At 40.7% G+C, this 20585-nt stretch carries 20 protein-coding genes; 10 read left to right on the top strand and 10 right to left on the bottom strand.

The genetic code is table 11. The features are described 5' to 3' along the window. Nucleotides 1-102 precede the first annotated feature (102 nt). A complete protein-coding gene (locus CJ305_RS12810; protein WP_099646685.1) occupies nt 103-819 on the top strand; it encodes a hypothetical protein in 717 nt (238 codons plus the stop codon). On the opposite strand, the gene CJ305_RS12815 is transcribed toward CJ305_RS12810, so the two are convergent. After that, on the bottom strand, nt 816-1433 hold the full coding sequence (locus CJ305_RS12815; protein WP_099646686.1) for an NAD(P)H-dependent oxidoreductase: 618 nt from the start codon (nt 1431-1433) through the stop codon (nt 816-818). The two genes, CJ305_RS12810 and CJ305_RS12815, sit on opposite strands and share 4 nt — an antisense overlap. A gap of 90 nt (nt 1434-1523) precedes the next feature. On the opposite strand from CJ305_RS12815, the gene CJ305_RS12820 reads away from it, so the two are divergent. The 3 genes from CJ305_RS12820 (at nt 1524) to CJ305_RS12830 (ending at nt 4614) form a co-directional block, all read left to right on the top strand. Continuing rightward, on the top strand, nt 1524-2432 hold the full coding sequence (locus tag CJ305_RS12820) for a LysR family transcriptional regulator (RefSeq protein ID WP_099646687.1): 909 nt from the start codon (nt 1524-1526) through the stop codon (nt 2430-2432). A gap of 116 nt (nt 2433-2548) precedes the next feature. Beyond that, nucleotides 2549-3811 (top strand): DUF819 family protein, encoded by a 1263-nt coding sequence (locus tag CJ305_RS12825; RefSeq protein WP_099646688.1) that lies wholly within the window; start codon nt 2549-2551, stop codon nt 3809-3811. Nucleotides 3812-3906: 95 nt separating this feature from the next. After that, on the top strand, nt 3907-4614 hold the full coding sequence (locus CJ305_RS12830) for a hypothetical protein (protein ID WP_099646689.1): 708 nt from the start codon (nt 3907-3909) through the stop codon (nt 4612-4614). 76 nt (nt 4615-4690) lie between these two features. Here CJ305_RS12830 and CJ305_RS12835 read toward each other — a convergent pair whose 3' ends face one another. The 3 genes from CJ305_RS12835 to rpmH form a co-directional block, all read right to left on the bottom strand. Beyond that, nucleotides 4691-5284, bottom strand: coding sequence for a T9SS type A sorting domain-containing protein (locus tag CJ305_RS12835; RefSeq protein WP_099646690.1), 594 nt, complete (start codon nt 5282-5284; stop codon nt 4691-4693). Between the two features lie 126 nt (nt 5285-5410). Then, nucleotides 5411-8263: a carbamoyl-phosphate synthase large subunit gene (gene carB, locus CJ305_RS12840; protein ID WP_099646691.1), complete on the bottom strand. Its 2853-nt coding sequence runs from the start codon at nt 8261-8263 to the stop codon at nt 5411-5413. A 106-nt stretch (nt 8264-8369) separates the two neighbouring features. Next, nucleotides 8370-8531 (bottom strand): 50S ribosomal protein L34, encoded by a 162-nt coding sequence (gene rpmH / locus CJ305_RS12845; RefSeq protein WP_099646692.1) that lies wholly within the window; start codon nt 8529-8531, stop codon nt 8370-8372. A 213-nt stretch (nt 8532-8744) separates the two neighbouring features. Between rpmH and CJ305_RS12850 the strand changes: the two genes are divergently transcribed. Beyond that, nucleotides 8745-9302 (top strand): hypothetical protein, encoded by a 558-nt coding sequence (locus CJ305_RS12850; protein ID WP_099646693.1) that lies wholly within the window; start codon nt 8745-8747, stop codon nt 9300-9302. A 170-nt stretch (nt 9303-9472) separates the two neighbouring features. Beyond that, complete coding sequence (locus CJ305_RS12855; RefSeq protein WP_099646694.1) at nt 9473-10180, top strand: TlpA family protein disulfide reductase; 708 nt, start codon at nt 9473-9475, stop codon at nt 10178-10180. Nucleotides 10181-10254: 74 nt separating this feature from the next. On the opposite strand, the gene CJ305_RS12860 is transcribed toward CJ305_RS12855, so the two are convergent. Both CJ305_RS12860 and CJ305_RS12865 read right to left on the bottom strand, forming a co-directional pair. Continuing rightward, complete coding sequence (locus CJ305_RS12860; RefSeq protein ID WP_099646695.1) at nt 10255-11190, bottom strand: lytic transglycosylase domain-containing protein; 936 nt, start codon at nt 11188-11190, stop codon at nt 10255-10257. Nucleotides 11191-11295: 105 nt separating this feature from the next. After that, complete coding sequence (locus CJ305_RS12865) at nt 11296-11946, bottom strand: alpha/beta fold hydrolase (RefSeq protein WP_099646844.1); 651 nt, start codon at nt 11944-11946, stop codon at nt 11296-11298. A 154-nt stretch (nt 11947-12100) separates the two neighbouring features. Here CJ305_RS12865 and CJ305_RS12870 point away from each other — a divergent pair, with 154 nt between their 5' ends. After that, complete coding sequence (locus CJ305_RS12870) at nt 12101-12400, top strand: GNAT family N-acetyltransferase (RefSeq protein WP_099646696.1); 300 nt, start codon at nt 12101-12103, stop codon at nt 12398-12400. A gap of 48 nt (nt 12401-12448) precedes the next feature. On the opposite strand, the gene mtaB is transcribed toward CJ305_RS12870, so the two are convergent. Continuing rightward, nucleotides 12449-13792, bottom strand: a complete 1344-nt coding sequence (mtaB, locus tag CJ305_RS12875) for a tRNA (N(6)-L-threonylcarbamoyladenosine(37)-C(2))-methylthiotransferase MtaB (RefSeq protein WP_099646697.1) — start codon at nt 13790-13792, stop codon at nt 12449-12451. A 135-nt stretch (nt 13793-13927) separates the two neighbouring features. On the opposite strand from mtaB, the gene CJ305_RS12880 reads away from it, so the two are divergent. Both CJ305_RS12880 and CJ305_RS12885 read left to right on the top strand, forming a co-directional pair. Further along, nucleotides 13928-15559: an ABC transporter substrate-binding protein gene (locus tag CJ305_RS12880; RefSeq protein ID WP_394340051.1), complete on the top strand. Its 1632-nt coding sequence runs from the start codon at nt 13928-13930 to the stop codon at nt 15557-15559. A gap of 72 nt (nt 15560-15631) precedes the next feature. Next, nucleotides 15632-15922: a hypothetical protein gene (locus tag CJ305_RS12885; RefSeq protein WP_099646698.1), complete on the top strand. Its 291-nt coding sequence runs from the start codon at nt 15632-15634 to the stop codon at nt 15920-15922. Here the strand turns inward: CJ305_RS12885 and CJ305_RS12890 are convergent. Beyond that, a complete protein-coding gene (locus CJ305_RS12890) occupies nt 15919-17097 on the bottom strand; it encodes a GlmU family protein (RefSeq protein WP_099646699.1) in 1179 nt (392 codons plus the stop codon). The two genes, CJ305_RS12885 and CJ305_RS12890, sit on opposite strands and share 4 nt — an antisense overlap. 363 nt (nt 17098-17460) lie before the next feature. Next, nucleotides 17461-19344, bottom strand: coding sequence for a 30S ribosomal protein S1 (gene rpsA, locus CJ305_RS12895; protein ID WP_099646700.1), 1884 nt, complete (start codon nt 19342-19344; stop codon nt 17461-17463). A gap of 196 nt (nt 19345-19540) precedes the next feature. Between rpsA and CJ305_RS12900 the strand changes: the two genes are divergently transcribed. Further along, a complete protein-coding gene (locus CJ305_RS12900; RefSeq protein WP_099646701.1) occupies nt 19541-20380 on the top strand; it encodes an alpha/beta hydrolase in 840 nt (279 codons plus the stop codon). Here CJ305_RS12900 and CJ305_RS19490 read toward each other — a convergent pair. Further along, nucleotides 20363-20509 carry a hypothetical protein gene (locus CJ305_RS19490; protein ID WP_189319445.1) on the bottom strand — a complete coding sequence of 49 codons (147 nt, stop codon included), beginning with the start codon at nt 20507-20509 and terminating at the stop codon, nt 20363-20365. The genes CJ305_RS12900 and CJ305_RS19490 overlap by 18 nt on opposite strands. Between the last annotated feature and the right edge of the window lie 76 nt (nt 20510-20585).

Raw genomic sequence — 20585 nt, forward strand, 5'->3', positions numbered from 1 at the left:
TTTTAGTTACACACTTTATGAGATAGTGCTCTCTTTAATACGCTACCATTAAAGCCTAACCGTATATCTTTAATCACATTCCAAATCTCAAAACCATTTCTTTTGAATTCTAATTCCAGGGCCGAACCCTTTCTTAGAAATCATAAATTCTATACCAAAACCCCCAAAGCGCAAAACAAATTCCTGCTCGCTTTGGGTTTGCTTGCTTTTGCTGTCCTATTGGTTTTGGTTGTACTTTCGATCTATACCAGGATCTATTTTATCGCGATCCTCGGCTTTGCGATCATCCTGTCTCTGATTGCTCCGTTTTATGATGTGCCTTCCCTTAAAAAGCACGGGAAAATGATCTACTACGCTCCGCTTTTCATCACCGAAAAACCCAATGACGGCCTCATTAAAATTCACGGAGGTACCCTGTTTGACTATTACTTTGCGATAGACAGAAACCTGAACGGACGCGAACGCACCGCCTATATAATGTATGAATACCTTAATGGACTGCTTGCCCTGATAGAAGCTTATAAAGATCAGCCGCAACTACGGGTGCAGGGTACCAGCTATATCATTAACGAACGTACGGCAAAAAAACTGGGTTTTAAAATCGGTGATACGAATGGTGTCCAAAAGCTCATTTTGATCTATAACTACTTCAACATTTTGCTTTCAAACTCCATAGCCAAAAACAAACTGAGCTTTCCAAAGCTGAATAATACTAAAACTTTTGAGGCGCAAATAAGCGACTTAACGCAGCACAAAGTATATATTGAAACACTTCGGGATGCGCTAAATCGCAAGTACAGTTGGCGCATAAGAACTTAAGAGGCCAACGCCTGACTGTTCTTATTTTTGAAAATTTCATTTAAAAAATTATCATACTTAGCAAGCTCCCGTTCTACATCAGCGTTTTTCTCCATATCATGGAAATGGGTGCTGCCCAGTAAATCAAGGCCAATAAACTGGTTCATTTTATGAAACCCAAAGAGCACACCTTCATCCACACTTTTTTGATCAAAAAACTCTCCTGCCAGGGTAAAGGCTTCTTTTGGGGCATTCCAGCTCGAAGTAACCATATATTTTTTACCGTGAAGACTTCCACCGGTACCGTAGTTAATTGCGGGGTTGGTTCGGCTTCGGCCATCGCTGGTGTAAATACCCGTATTGTGACCTGCGGTAAACACCTTGTCTATATACTCTTTAAACTTAAACGGAACCTGAAACCACCAAATAGGCGTGTGGTAAATGATCAAATCTGCCCATTTGTACTTTTCAACCTCTTCTGTCAGGTCAAAATCACTTCCTATCTGTGTGGTTTTTACCTGATACCCCTTTTGAGCTTCAAAAAAAGATTGGGTTCTTTCAAGAAGGGTCTTATTAAAACCCCCGGGAGAGTGCGCAAATGCGTGACCTCCATTAATTATAAATACATTCATCATATCTCTATTTTTTTGTTATCACAAAATTAAAGAGCACATCTCTATCATAAAAATAATATGATTTATACATTTGTATTAAAATTATAATAGATGGTTAATCTGGAATGGTATCGGACTTTCGTAGCGATTTTTGAAAAAAATACCCTGACGAAAGCAGCCGAGTCTTTGTACAGTTCGCAGCCCGGGGTGAGTGTTCACCTCAATGCGCTCGAAGCTTATGTGGGCAAAAAATTGTTTGAACGTACTTCGCGAAAAATGATTCCCACCGAAGAAGGCAAACAATTATACCATTACATCATTGATGCTGTAGAAAAACTGGAAAAAGCGGAACAGCATTTTAAAAAAACTTCAAATGCCGTTATTCCTTCCATCAATATAGGGATGTGCACAGAAACCTTTCAAACCATTCTGGAGGCAGAAGTACCTACCTTTAAATTCAATCTTATTGCTCGTTTTGGCAATCATCAAAACCTGATTAAAGAATTGAATAACGGGATTTTAGATTTAGTCATAACGCCGAAACCTAAGGATAAACATTCGTTAGTAAACTACGAGGCCTTCACTCAGGAGAAGATCGTTTTGGTAGCAGGCAGTCAATCTAACCTGGAATCGATTGTAGCGTTGATTGAAGACCAAAATTTTACAGGATTGGAACAGGAACTTAAAAGCCGGGTCTGGTATAGTGCTTCTAACGAAATGGAGCATTTTAGGAGATTTTGGTTTGAGAATTTCAGAAACAGGGTAGATTTTAAGCCCAATTACATACTACCAAACATTGGATCCATAATCAGATGCATCGAAAATGCCGAAGGTTTTGCAGTAGTTCCTGATTTTTTGGTTACTGAATCCTTAAAGAGTCAAAAAGTCAAATTGGTCTGGAGTGGTAAAAAGGAGGTTGCAAACACGCTCTATTTCGCTACGCGATCTGATTTACAGTTCAAAGAAGAAGTTGAGTTGATCAAAGCTATTTTTAAACAAAAAATGAATCCAATCGCCTAATTAAAAGAAACACAAAAAGGGCTTTGATGCGTATCAAAATTGAGTCTGAAATTTGAAACTTCACATTTCTTTCCAAATAGCCTATTTTTAAAGCCTAACCTTTTATTTTAAGATTGATGGATCAACTGCCTTTAACAGACGATACGGTAATTTTTGGACTCCTGGCGCTTTGTCTGGGTTTGGTATTTTATACCTCTTCCCTGCAAACCCGGTTTTGGCAAAAATTCTATACCGTCGTTCCCACGGTGCTGCTATGCTATCTGTTACCCGCAATCCTCGCCAGCACCGGCATCGTTTCAGAAGAAGCCAGCAATCTGTACTTTGTGGCCAGCCGGTATCTACTTCCTGCAGCGCTTATTTTAATGACACTGAGCATCGACCTTAAGGCCATCGTTAATTTAGGCCCAAAAGCCCTAATTATGTTTTTTACGGGAACTATAGGTATCATCATTGGCGGACCTTTAGCAATTTTAATCGTTTCCATCTTTTCACCCGATACGGTGGGCGGGAGTGGTTTTGACGCCGTATGGCGGGGACTATCAACTATTGCAGGCAGCTGGATAGGTGGTGGTGCCAATCAGGCCGCGATGCTTGAGGTTTTTAAATACAACCCTGAGAAATACGGCGGAATGGTGCTTATTGATATCGTAGTCGCCAATATCTGGATGGCACTGTTGCTTTTTGGGATTGGAAAACGCGAGCGCATAGACCGCTGGCTGAAGGCAGACACCTCTTCTATAGAAAAACTCAAAGCAAAGGTAACCACCCATACCGAGAGTATTGCCCGTAACACGACCCTTCAGGATTTGGTGATGTTTCTGTTTTTTGCTTTTGTAGGGGTAGGCCTGGCGCATTTTCTGGGAACCAACTTTGCTTCTTTTCTAGAAAACAACTTTGAAGTGGTGCGCAACAAAGAAAAAATCCTGTCTTCCCTGAGTTCAGACTTTTTATGGATGGTGGTTTTCGCAACAGCTTTTGGAATTATGCTTTCGTTTACCAAAGCAAAAAATTACGAGGGTGCCGGTGCCAGTAAAGTAGGCGGACTCTTTATCTACATCCTCGTCGCAACTATAGGTATGAAAATGGATTTGACCAAAGTGCTTGAAAACCCGGGTTTGATTGCCATTGGTTTAATCTGGATCAGCATTCACGCAGGCTTGCTCATTGGTGTTGCCAAACTCATCAAAGCGCCCTATTTCTTCCTCGCCGTGGGGAGTCAGGCAAATGTGGGCGGGGCTGCCTCTGCACCCGTCGTAGCCGCAGAGTTTCATCCCTCGCTAACCTCGGTAGGCATACTGCTGGCAGTTTTTGGTTATGTTACGGGAACTGCCGGAGCCTATTTGTGTGCGCTGCTTATGGAAGTGGCATCGAAACTTTAAAAGTCGTAATTTTAAAAGCATCTGTTAATATTCATCTGCTCCTACATTATTAAATACCAGATTTAGTCTCATTTTCAATCTCTAAATTTTCTTTTATGCCTAAACTTTTTATGATCCTAAGCCTAATACTTCTGGTAGCTTGTAAGGAAAAAACAAAAACAGCTGTTAACTACGATAATCTAAAAAGTAGGACTGAAGTCAAACGCGACTCTACGACAATAATACTTGAGGAGCTGCCCATAGAAATTGACAGTACAGATTATGTGATCTATATCATTGGCGAACCGGTAAATCTACATTACGGTAAGATTTACAGCGGCCTAAATAGCGGTTCAGGAAGTGGTGAAAGTTTTTCTATACTCAATTCATATGGTTCTGATATTTCGGGTAATATTCACAATCTGAAATTTCAAAAACTTGAGTCAGACGATATAACGCAGCTTACGCAGCGTACACTGCGTATTAGTTCAATTAGTTTTTTACGGGATGTCTTTAAGGTCAATAAAAAACAATATTTGCTCTATTCTGTTTTTGATCAGGATACAAACGGAGATCGTAAATTGAATCCTGAAGATTTAATAAGTCTTTACTTAAGCAAAATTGATGGATCGGGGTTTAAAAAAATAACACCCGAACTTCACGAATTAATAGATTGGAAAATGATCAAAATTCAAAATAGACTGTACTACCGAACTCTGGAAGATGTGGACAAAAACGGCACATTTGACCAGAAGGATAAGGTGCACTACTTTTTTGTTGATTTTGACCAAGACGAATTAAAACCGAGAGAATATAACTTATAAAGTTGAGTTTTTTTAGAGCATCAAAAAATCCCTTCTGAGATTCAGAAGGGATTTTTTGATTGGGATTTTATACTATTTAATCTTTAATCAATTTCTGCGTAAAAGAACGACTACCGTTATCAATCTGAATGAGATAAACACCGCGTTTTAGAGTGCTTACATCCAGACCACTCGAAGCTAGAGCTGAGGAAACTTTATCCTGCTTAACCTTTTTACCTAAGACATCGTAAAACGTGATGTCTAAAGAATTGCTAAGTGACGGACTCTCAAAAAACAACCGATCCTTTACCGGGTTGGGATAAATTTTATAACCGTCTGCCGTTTGGGATACAACCGATTTGGAATCGGAAACCTTGATGCTTCCCTTCAAACTTTTCTTGGCACTACTCTCAAAAGTATAAATCCCTTTTTTGTTAAAAACATACTCATAAACCGAACCTTTAGCCAGCCTTTGAGTAATTCCAAAATCGCTGGGAGCACCAAAAGAAGTATTGACAATATTCTGCGGCAGATATTCACCAAAAACCCATTGTACGGTATCTCCTACCTTAACTTCAAGCGTCGCAGAAAGATCCCTGGAACCTGATCTCCAATCAATTACGTGTGTTTTTTGAGCGCTTATAGTAAACGCAAAACCCAAAAGGAAGATGTAGAACCAAGTAAATTTCATACCATACAACTGTGTTTCAATGCTTTGTAAAGATAGAATAACTTTTCAAATAGCTTGCCAAATAAAAAGCAATATTATACTAAAGTTATTCTAAAGACGTTACCACAAATTATATGTTGCAAAAAATTATCGGCTTAGATACATTTTTCTTCTTGCGTACAGATCGTAAAAAGCATCATCCTTTAAACTATCGATAAACAGAATGCTTTCACCGGTACTTTTCATCTCAGGGCCCAACTGCTTATTCACATTTGGAAACTTATTAAACGAAAACACGGGTTGCTTAATCGCATAGCCTTCAAGCTTCGGATTAAACTCAAAATCAGTAACTTTCTTTTCGCCCAGCATCACCTTGGTTGCGTAGTTAACATACGGCTCACCATAAGCTTTTGCTATAAAAGGAACGGTACGCGAAGCACGAGGGTTAGCCTCAATGATATACACCTTATCGTCTTTGATCGCAAACTGAATATTAATCAATCCAACAGTATTAAGTGCCAAAGCAATTTTGTGGGTATGATCTTTTATCTGCTGAATGACCAAATCACCCAGGTTAAAAGGAGGCAGGGTAGCGTTGGAGTCCCCGGAGTGAATTCCGCAAGGCTCAATATGCTCCATAATACCAATGATCTGAACGTTCTCACCATCGCAAATCGCATCGGCTTCAGCTTCAATCGCTCCATCCAGGTAATGGTCTAAAAGCAGTTTGTTATTTGGAATCTTACGCAGCAGGTCTACAACCGTCTCCTCAAGTTCATCTTTATTGATCACAATTTTCATCCCCTGACCTCCCAATACATAAGAAGGTCTTACCAGAATAGGGAAGTCCAGACGATCTGCAACGGCAAGTGCCTCTTCTGCAGTCTCGGCCACATCAAATTCAGGATAGGGAATATTATTTTCTTTAAGCAGTCTTGAGAAACTACCACGATCTTCAGCAAGATCGAGCGCTTTGTAGCTGGTCCCAATGATTTTGATACCATAGCGGTCTAATTTTTCAGCCAGTTTAAGAGCGGTTTGCCCACCCAACTGCACAATTACACCCTCGGGCTTCTCGTGGCGGATGATGTCGTAAATATGCTCCCAGAATACCGGCTCAAAATACAGCTTGTCTGCAATATCAAAGTCGGTAGAAACCGTCTCCGGGTTACAGTTGATCATAATGGTTTCGTACCCGCATTCAGCAGCAGCCATTACACCGTGTACGCAGCAGTAGTCAAACTCGATCCCCTGACCGATACGGTTAGGACCTGAACCCAGTACAACAACCTTTTTCTTTTCGGTTACTTTACTTTCATTTTCTGCGAAACGCTCGCCCGATGGCAACTGCATTTCGTTTTCAAATGTAGAATAGAAATAGGGTGTTTGCGCTACAAACTCTGCGGCACAGGTATCAACCAGTTTGTAGACGCGGTTGATTTTATACTCGTCACGCTTGTCGTATACATTGCTTTCCAGACAGTCGAGCATGTGCGCGATCTGACGGTCTGCAAAGCCTTTTTGTTTGGCTTCAAGAAGTAAGTCGCGCGGTAGAGTGTCTATATTATATTTAGATATCTCCTTCTCAAGCGCATCCATTTCCTCAAATTGCTTGAGGAACCACATATCAATCTTGGTAATCTCGTGAATACGGCTCAATGGAATTCCCATTTGTATGGCATCGTAAATCGTAAAAACACGATCCCAACTTGGGTTAGTCAGTTTTTCAATAATCTTATCGTAGTTGGTATAACCTTTACCGTCTGCTCCCAGACCGTTACGCTTAATCTCTAGCGATTGGGTTGCCTTATGCAAAGCTTCCTGGAACGAGCGGCCGATACCCATCACCTCTCCTACTGATTTCATCTGCAGACCTAAAGTACGGTCGCTGCCTTCAAACTTGTCAAAATTCCAGCGTGGGATTTTCACAATGACATAATCGAGAGTTGGCTCAAATAAAGCCGAAGTCGATTTGGTAATCTGGTTATCAAGTTCGTCAAGGGTATAACCAATAGCCAGTTTAGAAGCGATTTTTGCAATAGGATAACCGGTTGCTTTAGAAGCCAAAGCAGAAGAACGCGATACCCGTGGGTTGATTTCAATCGCGATAATATCTTCTTTTTCGTCAGGACTTACGGCGAATTGTACGTTACAACCTCCGGCAAAATCACCAATAGAGCGCATCATATGAATGGCCATATCGCGCATACGCTGAAACGTACGATCGCTTAACGTCATTGCTGGTGCAACGGTAATTGAGTCTCCGGTGTGGATCCCCATCGGGTCCATATTTTCGATGGTACAGATTATAACCACATTGTTATTCTTATCCCGAAGCAGCTCAAGCTCATATTCCTTCCACCCCATCAGGGCTTTATCAATCATCACTTCGTGAATAGGCGATATTTCAAGACCATGGCTCAACAAAGCGTCAAAATCTTCAGGCTTGTATACAATTGAAGCTCCCGCTCCACCCAAGGTATACGAAGCACGAATTACCAACGGAAAACCAAATTCCTGAGCGATTTCTTTTCCCTTTAAAAACGAAGTTGCAGTTGCCTGCGGAGCCATACCAATGCCTATTTTAAGCATAAGCTCTCTAAACTTCTCCCGGTCTTCGGTAATGTTAATCGCATCAATATCAACACCAATCAATTCAACCCCATAATCTTTCCAAATGCCCTTCTCATCAGCTTCAATACATAGGTTAAGTGCTGTCTGACCACCCATTGTAGGCAATACCGCATCAATTTGCGGATGCTCTTCAAGGATTTTTACAATTGATTTGGTTGTAAGCGGTAACAGGTAAATATGATCTGCCATTACCGGGTCTGTCATAATGGTCGCCGGGTTCGAATTGATAAGAATTGTCTCTATACCATCTTCACGCAACGATCTTAAAGCCTGTGATCCTGAGTAGTCAAATTCACAAGCCTGACCTATGATGATTGGACCAGAACCGATAATTAAAATTGATTTAAGTTTTTCGTTTTTAGGCATTAGTGCTCAGATTAAGATGTGTGGTTAAATTTAGTCTGGAGTATTTACAAAAAAAAGGTGTTACTTAAAAAAGTAACACCTTAATATTTTTAAACGATAAAATCATTTACTTTTTATGTCTTAGCTCAGAAGATACAGATAATCTCTTTCTACCCTTTGCTCTTCTACGTGCAAGGACTTTACGACCGTTAGCAGTAGCCATACGCTCGCGGAAACCGTGCTTATTTCTTCTTTTCCTTTTTGAAGGTTGAAACGTTCTTTTGCTCATTGTGTATCTTCTTTAATCTTCCTTAAACTTTTCTATATAATTCTGAGAATGGCATTCTCAAAAGCTGGGCGCAAATATACAAACAGTTTCTAATTCAACAAGCGTAAAGTTTAAAATATTTCAGATTGTTTTTATTACATTTGCAGGCTCAATAAAACAGGCACTTACAGGTATGAATAGGTGCTTTGATTTAACACTTTAAGAATCCTAACAATGTTCAACAAAAATATAAAACTCGTTTTAGCTGTCCTGGTAGTTGCATTAGCCGTTTGGCAATTTGCAGATCGTTCTATAGGTAACGGCATTCTTTTAATTCTTCTGGCAGGTATTTTTGTACTCTTATATTTTAAAAACGAAATTCTTATTCTCGCCTTTTTAAGACTACGAAAGCAGGATTTTGACGGTGCTAAAAAATGGCTTGATAAAATTAAAAATCCGGAAGGCGCTTTGGTTCGCAAACAACAGGGGTATTACAATTATCTCAACGGGCTGATGGTTTCTCAAACCAATATGATACAGGCGGAAAAATATTTCAAGAAAGCAGTTCAGTTGGGTCTCAGTATGGATGCTGATTTGGCAATGGCCAAAATAAACCTTGCCGGTATTGCAATGACCAAAAACAGACGTCGCGAGGCTGATAAGTTGTTAGCGGAAGCCAAAAAGCTGGATAAGCACAATATGCTTACCGAGCAGATTAAAATGATGAAGCAACAAATGAAGCAGGCTGCAAATATGCCTCGTCAGCAATACGGCAGAGGTGCACGCCGGTAATTTGACCAGCACTCTTTAAACTGTAAAATTCCGTTATTATAATAGGTTTTATCTGAAAGCCCCACAATCCTTAATTAAGATTGTGTTTTATAACGATTTTACATTTCCTTTTATCGATAAGTTTTTATTGCCGATGAACCGCTAGATATCTTTGTGGTTCAAGTATTTATATGGCAAGAACTCTACTTATACTTTTATTCTTATCGGTATTCAATCTACAGGCGCAGGAAGAGCAAAAAGTGCTTTTTTCTGACGCTTTAGCTGCAAGTATGGATAAGTACACCGCCCGGGTTGATGAAGCCCTCAGGTACGGTGAATTTGATTTTGCCAAATCTTTATTTGACAGCCTGGTAAAAAATAATCTTCAAGGCACATATATTGATAAACTCGAGTTTGAAACGCTTAATAATACTTTTATAACTTCTACCGAAGATTTTGAGCGCCCCACCATAATTCTTACCTATTCTTCCTGGTGTATTCCCAGCGACGGGGAAATTCCTGTTCTTAACAAACTTGCCGAGCGCTACGCGGGTTTGGTTGACTTTATTGTTTTATTCTGGGATGATAAAAACACCGTGAAAAAAGAAGCTAAGAAATTTAATAAAAATATACAGATAGCTTACGTGGACGAAGTGCAAAACAAGCACATGAAAACTGTAAATCTCCTGAAACACGCTTTGGGCATTTCTCTTTCGTATGTTATAGCTACAGATGGACAGATTTTAGACATCAACAGAAGACCACCTAATCAGTTGGGTATTTCAACAACAGAAGTGATTAACCAAAACCTTACGTTTCTAAGTCGTCAGATCGCTGCTATCAATCTGGATCTTAATATCAACATCAATGATCTGCCGGAATCACTGGCAACATTTTAATTTTGCATCTAGCATAACACCCAAAAAAAAGGAGCCTTTATTCAGGCTCCTTTTTTAATTTCAATTTAATTGATTTACTGACCAACCGTATAAACTCCTTTTTCCGGGATCTCAATCTGATACACTTTTCGCGAAGCGTTGTTCAAATGATCTTCGCGTAACCACGGATTGTGGATTTTTAGAATTTTATAATTGATCCCAAATCCCTGCGCAAACTTCACAAAATCAGTTACTGCCGTATCTACCTTAACCTTATAGGTAGGAACGGTTTTATACAGGTCATCTTCGGTATAATTAAAACCATACTTCTGTGGCTCTTTCAATATTTCTTTTAAAGCCAAAATGCGAAACACATACCTTCCCGTTTCTTCACCTAGGAGTAAATCGTAATAATCTGAAACATCCTGAGCTTCCAGTCTTCTGTTGATTCCGGCATTCCCGGCATTGTAGCCTGCAGCGGCAAGCGTCCAGCTTCCTAAATAGTTTTTAGACTTTTTTAAATATTTACAGGCGGCACGGGTTGCAAGCTCCACATTATAGCGCTCATCTACATTATCATTAACTTCAAGTCCCAGTTCCTTACCGGTACCTCCAAGTATTTGCCAAAATCCCGTAGCTCGAGCCGGTGAAACCGCCTGCGTTAAACCACTTTCTATTACGGCCAAATACTTAAAATCATCAGGCAAACCCTCTTCTTTAAGAATGGGTTCTATGATTGGGAAATATTTCGCAGCACGCTTAATGATTAGCAAACCATTAGACTGCCAATAGGTATTTACCAATAATTCACGATCCATGCGCTCACGCACATCCGGATCTTCCAGAGGCACACGCTCACCGGCAAAGTCCATCGCATCCGGTAAAGGAATAGCATAGACATTATAGTCGTTAACCAGTTTTTCTTTTTTTGTTACTTCAGGATCTTTTGTTTCCTGTTGCACCGCCTGAACACAGACAGCAGTTGTAGCGATAAGGCCCACACCGGCCAGAATATTTTTAATTGGTATCATAGCTTGTTTATTGAAGTTGTACTGCAAATTAGCAAATCATCTACATGATACCAAGAACAATACCGTGATTGAATTCTTAAATTTTAAGTTGCAAAAAATCAGTTTTTAATCCCCTATCAGTTTCGGCAGATGTTTAGAAAACCATTTACAACGGCTTATGATCATCGCATGGGTTCCTCCTTTTACAGGAATACAATTTTTAATGTATTTAAAGGGAAAAACAGGATCGGCGGTCCCGTGAATGTGAATCAGATCCTCGGCGTACGTACTCTGCTCCCAACACAGCATTTGCTCTAAAGCCCAGTGCAGGTAGACAGGATCTGTTATGGAAAGGTATTTCTGATACAATTCTGCTTTATGTTTCAGCGTGTCGGTAACTGCATATTCTGACAACAGGTTTACGTGACGCACCAGCCCTACCGGAGCTATGCGGTAAAGACCCAAAGCCTTTGAAAACCGCATACGTCGGGGCAGTTCGGCTTTGGTTTTCACACTACTGATGATGATAAGCTTTTTGTACCTGACGTATTTTGCCATTTCCTGTACCAGAACTCCACCAAAGCTGACCCCAATAAGTACAGGGTTTTCGTGCTTTACCTCAAGTAGCATTTTTTTAGCGTAGGAAGCTAAAGATTCACCGGGGTCAGGAATTTTCCAGGTAAGCGGGTGTAGCGTATAAAGCTCTGCGGGCAATTTTAGATGATCAAAAATACTTGGGTTAGCCGCCATTCCCGGCATCAAATAAACGTGTATCATAACACTTAAAATTAAGGCTTTAACAATCGCCCGGCCCAAAAACCTTTATTTTTTTGTATCTTTACCAATACATTAAAATTCTTGCCAAAAGAATGCAAATGTAATAGCCAAAACCTTCCAGAAAGCACTATTTTTTTCTTAAATCAAATTTTATATGGATGTAATGACAGCGATTGAATTGACAGACAACGAATTTCTAAGACAATTTGAGACCACAATTGATGGTAAATTGGCAAAAATTGAATACTCCCTTCAGGATCGTAAAATCTTTCTTACCAAATTACACATGCCCGAAGGTACCGAGGATAAAATGAATGATTTTATCGTTGCTGTTTTTAAAGAAGTCGAAGACCGCAACATCAGACTTGTACCTACAAGTCCTGAGATTGCTAAATTTATGCGAGCCAATCGCAGAAAGTATAAGGATTTATTACCGGTAGGTATAAATATCTAGCTTAAGCTTTAAACGAACTTTATAAAACCTGTTTTAATACAGGTTTTTTTATGCGGTTATAGCAACAGCATCTTCGGCGTATTCAAAACGCACCAGACCATCCTCATCAATTTCGGTCAGACAAATCTCATGCAGGGTATTTACTAAAGCAGGGTCCCATGGGGCCTTTACTTTCACATAATTCTCGGTAAACCCATGAATGTATCCTTTTTTATTTTCGCCCTCAAAGAGCACGGTATGTTGTGTTCCCAATTGCGATTCGTAAAAGGCTCTGCGTTTCTTTGCTGAAAGTCCGCGCAACATTTTACTGCGTTTTTTTCGCTTGCGCAAAGGCACAACGTCCGGCATAGATGCAGCCTTGGTATTGTCGCGTTCCGAATAGGTAAAAACATGCAAATACGAGATATCCAGTTCCGTTAGAAAATTATAGGTATCCAGAAAATGTGCATCGGTTTCTCCCGGAAAACCAACGATTACATCAACCCCTATACAGGCATCGGGCATCAAACGCTTGATTTCAGCTACACGATCTGCATAGAGTTCACGCTTATAGCGCCTGCTCATTTTACCCAGCAACTCGTTATTACCACTTTGCAGGGGAATGTGGAAATGCGGTACAAAAGTTTGAGAATCGGCAACCAGCTCAATGGTATCATTTTTCAAAAGGTTAGGCTCAATACTTGAAATGCGTAATCGTTCGATACCATCTACATCATCAAGCGCCTTAACCAAATCTAAAAAGGTATGCTCATGCTTCTTATTACCAAACTCACCCTTTCCATAATCCCCGATGTTAACACCGGTAAGCACAATCTCTTTAATCCCCTGATCTGCAATATCACGGGCATTTTTCAAGACATTATTTAGGGTATCGCTACGCGAAATCCCTCTGGCTAAAGGAATGGTACAATAGGTACACTTATAGTCACACCCATCCTGAACTTTCAAAAAAGCACGGGTACGGCCACCCAGCGAATACGAACCTACATAAAAATTAGCCTCTTCAATCTCACAACTGTGCACCTCACCCATATCATTTTTGGTCAGGTCGTTCAGGTAATCGGTGATTTTGAATTTTTCGGTAGCGCCGAGCACCAGGTCTACCCCATCTACATCAGCTAATTCTTCGGGCTTCAACTGAGCATAACAGCCTACTGCCGTTACAAAAGCATCGGGATTTACACTTTGCGCTTTCTTTACAATGGTTTTAAAACGCTTATCGGCGTTTTCGGTAACACTGCACGTATTGATTACATAAACATCTGCGGGTTCGCTAAAATCGACCCGTTTAAAACCTTCATTCTTAAAACTTCGGGAAATTGTCGCTGTTTCCGAGAAATTCAGTTTACAGCCCAGCGTATAAAATGCAACTTTTTTAGTAGCTTCAGTCATATCATTCTTCTTCGCAATTACCTATTTTTGTTTCCGTTTGGCCTTGAAAACAATAGCCAAAATCAGAAAAATGCAAAGTTAACCTTATCATGCTATAAGTCAAAATCGCTTTTGCTTTAAAAACAGCACCACTTGTTGATCAAAACCCAAATTTTTAAGCGCTTATTTCCCTTACTGCTTGTAGGCAGCCTGTCTTATCTTAGTTCTTCCTGTACCAATGGGAGTTCAGAATCAAGAGAGTCTGAGGTTTTCAGATACAACGAGCATTACAATGTGGCTACGCTTGATCCTGCTTTTGCCCGTAACCCACCTATAATCTGGCCTACAAATCAAATATTTAATGGATTGGTACAGCAGGATGACTCCTTAAATATTGTTCCCGATCTGGCTAAACGCTGGACGGTAGACTCCTCTGCCACCCGCTATACGTTTACCTTAAGAGATGATGTTTACTTTCACAAACACCCACAGTTTAAAACTTCAGACAGCACCCGAAGACTTGTAGCTTCAGACTTTGTTTACAGTTTTGATCGTTTGAAAGACCCCGCCGTAGCTTCTCCCGGAAGCTGGGTGCTTAGCAACGTGGCCGCTTACGAAGCTGTCAACGACTCTACCTTTACCATCACGCTCAACCGGCAATTCCCCGCTTTTTTGGGCTTGCTTACGATGCGCTACTGCTCTGCTGTGCCCCGTGAAATTGTAGAATATTATGGTAATGAATTCCGGTCTCATCCTGTAGGTACCGGACCTTTCAAGTTTAAGCGTTGGGAAGAAGGCGTAAAACTGGTTTTGCGTAAAAACGAATTGTATTTTGAAACCGACGAAAATGGTGTACAACTTCCCTATCTGGAAGCGGTAGCGATTACCTTTTTACCCGATAAACAAAGTGAATTTTTACAGTTTGCCCAGGGTAACCTTGATATGCTCAACAGCCTGGATCCTTCCTATAAAGATGAATTATTAACTGCTACCGGAAAACTAAAAGAAAAATACAAAGACGAGGTAAAAACCATTACCGGTCCCTTTTTAAATACCGAATATTTGGGATTTTTTCTAGATAGCCCGCAGGATGAAATACGTTCAGAGCTTTTGAGGAAAGCTGTAAACTACGGGTTTGACCGGGTGAAAATGATAAAATACCTGCGTAATGGGATTGGCGAACCTGCACAGGCGGGCTTTATACCTAAAGGACTTCCGGGTTATGGCACTGCCGGTTTTGAATATAATCCGGCCAGGGCCCGAAAACTAATTGAAGAATACAAGGAAACCACCGGAAACCAAAATCCGGTGATAACCATAGGCACTAACAGTCAGTACCTCGATATCTGTGAGTACATTCAGCGGGAAATAGGCAAACTTGGGTTAACCATCAATATTGATGTAATGCCACCTTCTACACTTCGCCAATTAAAATCTACCGGAAAGCTCGATGCCTTCCGAGCCAGCTGGATTGCCGATTATCCCGATGCCGAAAACTACCTCTCGCTGTACTACAGCAAAAACTTTACGCCAAACGGCCCCAACTACACGCATTTTAAGAATGACGCGTTTGACCGTCTTTACGAAGCCAGTTTTAAACTTACCGATCTTGAAGAACGCAAAGTTCTGTATCAAAAAATGGATTCGATTCTTATAGCTAAAGCACCTTTCGTCACGCTATACTATGATCAGGTCATCAAGTTTGTGCATAAAGATGTATACGGTTTAAAAGCCAATCCGCAGGATTTTTTGGTTCTGAAACGGGTTCGAAAAGACAGAAAACCCTAGTTTACAGGCTTTAAATCTTAAATTCCTGTAACGAAAATTGCCTGAGTACTACTTATATAGAAAGCTACTACTATGGGATTTGGAGGTTCAGTTTCGGCAATGCTGGCTACGCTTAAAACTAACAAGCGCGAGCGTAAATCACGATTCGACAAAAAAGGGCTCGATATCAAAACAGCTAAGCATAAACCTTTTATTGATTTTAAGAAACTCGCTGCTTCGGAAGAGCTGAAGTTAAAAAATCAAATACGTAAAGACTCTAGAAACCATAACAGGAAAGTAATAGGCTATACCGCTATTGCACTAGTTGTACTGGCAGTACTTATCTGGTTACTGTTTGTAGATTCCGGAAGACCATTGGTTTAATACCTCCTGTACTTTGCAGTCTCCTCAAAAACATGCTCGAGTATCGCAGCTTCCTGAGCATCAAAGGGAATATTGCGGCGTTCCATAACCAGTTTCGCGGTTTGAAAAGCCTTATCCGTTTTATAAGTTGTAAAGCCAGCTGCACCGCCCCAACTGAAGGATGGCACAAAATTACGCGGAAAACCGGTACCAAAAATATTTACACTTACGCCTATTACCGTACCGGTATTGAACATGGTATTGATTCCGCATTTGCTGTGATCGCCCATCATCAGGCCACAAAACTGCAGGCCGGTTCTCGCGAAACCTTCGGTCTCGTAATCCCATAAGCGCACTTCCTCATAATTATTTTTAAGGTTGCTGTTGTTAGAATCAGCGCCAATATTGCACCACTCGCCCAATACTGAATTTCCTAAATAACCATCGTGTCCTTTATTCGAATAGGCCATCAATACCGAATTGGTCACCTCTCCTCCAACTTTGCAGTATGGCCCAATAGTGGTACCCGTATAAATTTTTGCTCCCATTTTTACGGTTGCATGGTCGCACAGGGCGAAAGGCCCGCGAATCAGCGCTCCTTCCATGATTTCTGCATCTTTACCAATGTATATAGGGCCTTCGGAAGCATTTAACGTGCAAAAATTAAGCTTTGCTCCTGGCTCGATAAAGATATTCTCAGAATTGAGTGTTTGTACGCCTGAGGGGATGGGCGCTGATTTGCGATCTTCCGTGATCAAATCGAAGTCGAGCTGAATGGCTTCGTGATTTTTACTGAACAAATCCCAGGTATGCGCAATCTTGAAAATGGCTTCTTCCGGAAGCTCTATCTGCTCATAATCTGAAAAGTCGATATCTTCCTGACCTTCTACCGTATAAAAAGCAACTACTTCTTCCCCGTCAAAAAGCGCCTGGTTGGTCTCCAGATTTTGCACGAGTTCAACGAGAACTTCCGTAGGCAGATAGGAAGCGTTGATCATCACATTTTCTTCAAACTCCACCATCGGATATTTTTCAGAAAGATATTCTTCGGTCACGGTTGACGTGGTATTGCCCAAATGCTTTTCCCACTTTTCCCGAATAGTAAGTATACCAATGCGCAAATCGGCTACCGGCCTGGTGTAAGTAAAGGGAAGCAGTTGTCTGCGTACCGAACCGTCAAAGAGGATGTAGTTCATAATATTCCAGATTTTGAAGCAGGTCAAAACTAATTAATAAAGCCTGACCAAACTACTATACCGATTGAAAACTCTCTTTTTATGTTGTGGAATCGTTGAATCGTTGAATCGTTGAATCGTTGAATCGTTGAATCATAAAATATAAAAGTTTCTGATTTCTCATTTCTGATTACTGATTACACACAAACCAGGAAAAAGCGTTAGGGATTGGAGTGAAAATCCCGCAGTTGCCGGAACTCCAGTGCAGGCAACGAGGAATTGTAACGCAAAGCCCGGACTTTGCCCTGAGGCAAAGTAACGCCATAAAAAAACCCTTTAACATAAACGCTAAAGGGTTTTTGAGTATTCTAAAATGAATAGGGCTTAGTTACCGCCTTTTTCCATTTTCTTCTTCAATGCTGCAAGAGCATCGTTAGCATCACCTAAAGTAGGTGCACTAGCTGCTGCTGAGTCTGCCGCTTTTTTGGCAGCCTGCTTAACGATTTTAGCCTCTTCTTCTTTGAATAAAGAAGTGTGTGAAGCTACAACGCGCTTGAAGTCTTTGTTAAATTCAATGATCTGGAATTCAGCTTCCTCACCTTTAGAAAGTTTGCTGCCGTCTTCCTTCTCCATATGACGACCGGGGATAAACGCCTCGATGTCTTCGTTGAATTTAACTACAGCTCCCTTATCTACTACCTCATCGATAGTACCGGTGTGCTTGGTTCCCACAGCAAATTCCTCTTCGTATTTATCCCAAGGATTGTCTTCGATTTGCTTGTGACCTAAGCTTAGCTTACGACCTTCTACGTCAAGCTCTAGAACTACTACTTCCAGCTTATCGCCAATATTCGTAAATTCTGATGGGTGCTTCACTTTCTTAGTCCAGCTAAGGTCTGAGATGTAGATCAAACCATCAATACCTTCTTCAAGTTCTACAAACACACCAAAGTTGGTGAAATTACGAACGATACCGGTGTGACGTGAACCTACAGGATATTTAGTGGTAATATCTGTCCAAGGATCCTGGCTTAGTTGCTTGATACCAAGTGACATCTTACGATCTTCGCGATCCATAGTAAGAATCTGAGCTTCTACCTCATCACCTACATTTACGAAATCCTGAGCGCTGCGCAAGTGCGTAGACCAAGACATTTCACTAACGTGGATAAGACCTTCTACTCCTTCTTCTACTTCAACGAAAGCACCGTAATCTGCGATTACTACAACTTTACCTTTTACTTTATCACCAACGCTTAAGTTTTCGCTAAGTGCATCCCATGGATGCTTCTTAAGCTGCTTAAGACCAAGTTGGATACGTGTTTTATCCTCATCAAAATCAAGGATAACCACGTTAAGTTTTTGATCAAGATCAACGATCTCATTCGGGTGGTTGATACGAGACCAAGAAAGATCTGTAATGTGTACCAATCCATCAACACCTCCAAGGTCAACAAATACCCCATAAGAAGTAATGTTTTTAACGGTACCTTCAAGTACCTGACCTTTTTCAAGCTGCCCGATGATTTCTTTTTTCTGCTCTTCGATATCTGCCTCGATAAGCGCTTTGTGAGAAACTACTACGTTCTTAAATTCCTGGTTGATTTTCACAACTTTGAATTCCATAGTTTTGTTTACATATGCATCGTAATCACGGATTGGCTTCACGTCGATTTGTGAACCTGGCAAGAACGCCTCGATTCCAAATACGTCAACGATCATACCTCCTTTAGTACGTGCCTTAACAAAACCGGTAACGATAGTACCGTCTTCGTGTGCTTTGTTTACGCGATCCCAAGCTTTGATCACACGAGCTTTACGGTGAGAAAGAATCAACTGACCGGTAGCGTCTTCACGCACGTCGATTAATACTTCTACCTTATCTCCTACTTTAAGATCAGGATTGTAACGGAACTCATTTAAAGAGATAACCCCTTCAGACTTCGCGTTGATATCAATAATAGCATCACGATCTGTGATGTTGATTACGGTACCTTCAACTACTTCATCGTCTAGCGTGTCTACGAAGTTCTCTGCAACTAATTTCTCAAACTCATCCAGCTTGTCATCATCGATAGGGTCAATACCTTCTTCGTAGTTGTGCCAGTTAAATTCTTTTAGGAATTTTTCAGGATTTGCCTGTGCAGGACTTGCGTAACCTTTTGGCTCCTCAATAGAATCTGGAGTAGCAAGCTCTTCTGCAGCTGCAACGTTGGTTTTAAGTTCAACTTCTTCCTGAACTTCCGGTTTTTTGTTTTCTTCAGCCATTGCTGATAACTAATTTGTATTTTATGTCCTGGCGAAAGCTTCACAACACCAAACCATAAAAGAGGTTTAAAATATCTGTTTTTCAAACTATTAAGGCTTTAAAACCCAAATAGCGCCTTTTGTGCTTTCTTACATTGTCAAAAGGAGTGCAAAATTACGGAAAGTTTTCTTATTTTCTATCCATCTAATTAAAAATATGTCACAAGAATTAAAGAGCACCCGTTTTACGGGCGAAATACCTCATTATAAATTGTTTGGCCGCAGCTGGAAAGCTTCAAAACAAAAGGCTGTAGTGTGTATTATTCACGGTTTTGGAGAGCATATAGGCAGATACGCTCACGTAGTTGATTTTTTAGTACAAAACGGCATCGGTTGTTATGCTATAGATCTACCGGGTCACGGTAAATCTTCCGGAAAACGCGGAGTGATTCGCTCTTTTCAGGATGTTATTCTCGCGGTAGATTATGTTTATGAAAAGGCTTTGAAAGATAACCCTAACACACCGGTATTTTTGTATGGTCACAGTATGGGTGGTGGCATTGTCCTTAGGTATCTATTGCTTACTTCCATCCCCCCGGCAGGAGCGCTTGTCACTTCCCCCTGGCTCAGACTCGTCAAAAATCCGAACGCTATAGCAATTGTTTTGGGGCGAATCGCTTTGAATTTTGGTTTTAATCCGGTACGCGAAACGAAACTTGACCCGAAAGAGCTGTCTCGGGATTTAGAAACAGGTAAGGCTTATGAAGCAGATGAACTGGTGCATCATCAGGCTTGTCTGCGTCTGTATTTCGATTTAAGTGACAACGGGACGCATTTGATGCATAAAGAGTTTGACTTTAGAACACCTATTTTACTGGCACACGGAACCGCAGACCAGATCACGCAATACGATGCTTCGGCAAAACTAGCTGAAAAACATAAAGCACAAATACAGTTTAAATCCTGGCCAGGTCTAAGACACGAGACACACAACGAACTGAACAAACACGAAGTGCTTCAGGTTTATACACAGTGGATTTTAGATCAGGTAAATTGAGTGGCATACGCCTGAAAATAGCTTAACTAAAAAAACCTGCTCGTGCAGTTGATCGCGCAAGTCTTCACGCGACATTGGTCCTAAATCGCTAGCATCACGGGTAGGATCACCCACTTTCAACTTACTCATCCCGGCAACGAATTTTTTACAAATACAGGAAGTAATATAAAAACAGCGGTTAAAATATATTGTTTCTACAATAAAT

Origin of the sequence: Leeuwenhoekiella nanhaiensis, assembly GCF_002744755.1 — a bacterium.
Classification (GTDB): Bacteria; Bacteroidota; Bacteroidia; order Flavobacteriales; family Flavobacteriaceae; genus Leeuwenhoekiella; species Leeuwenhoekiella nanhaiensis.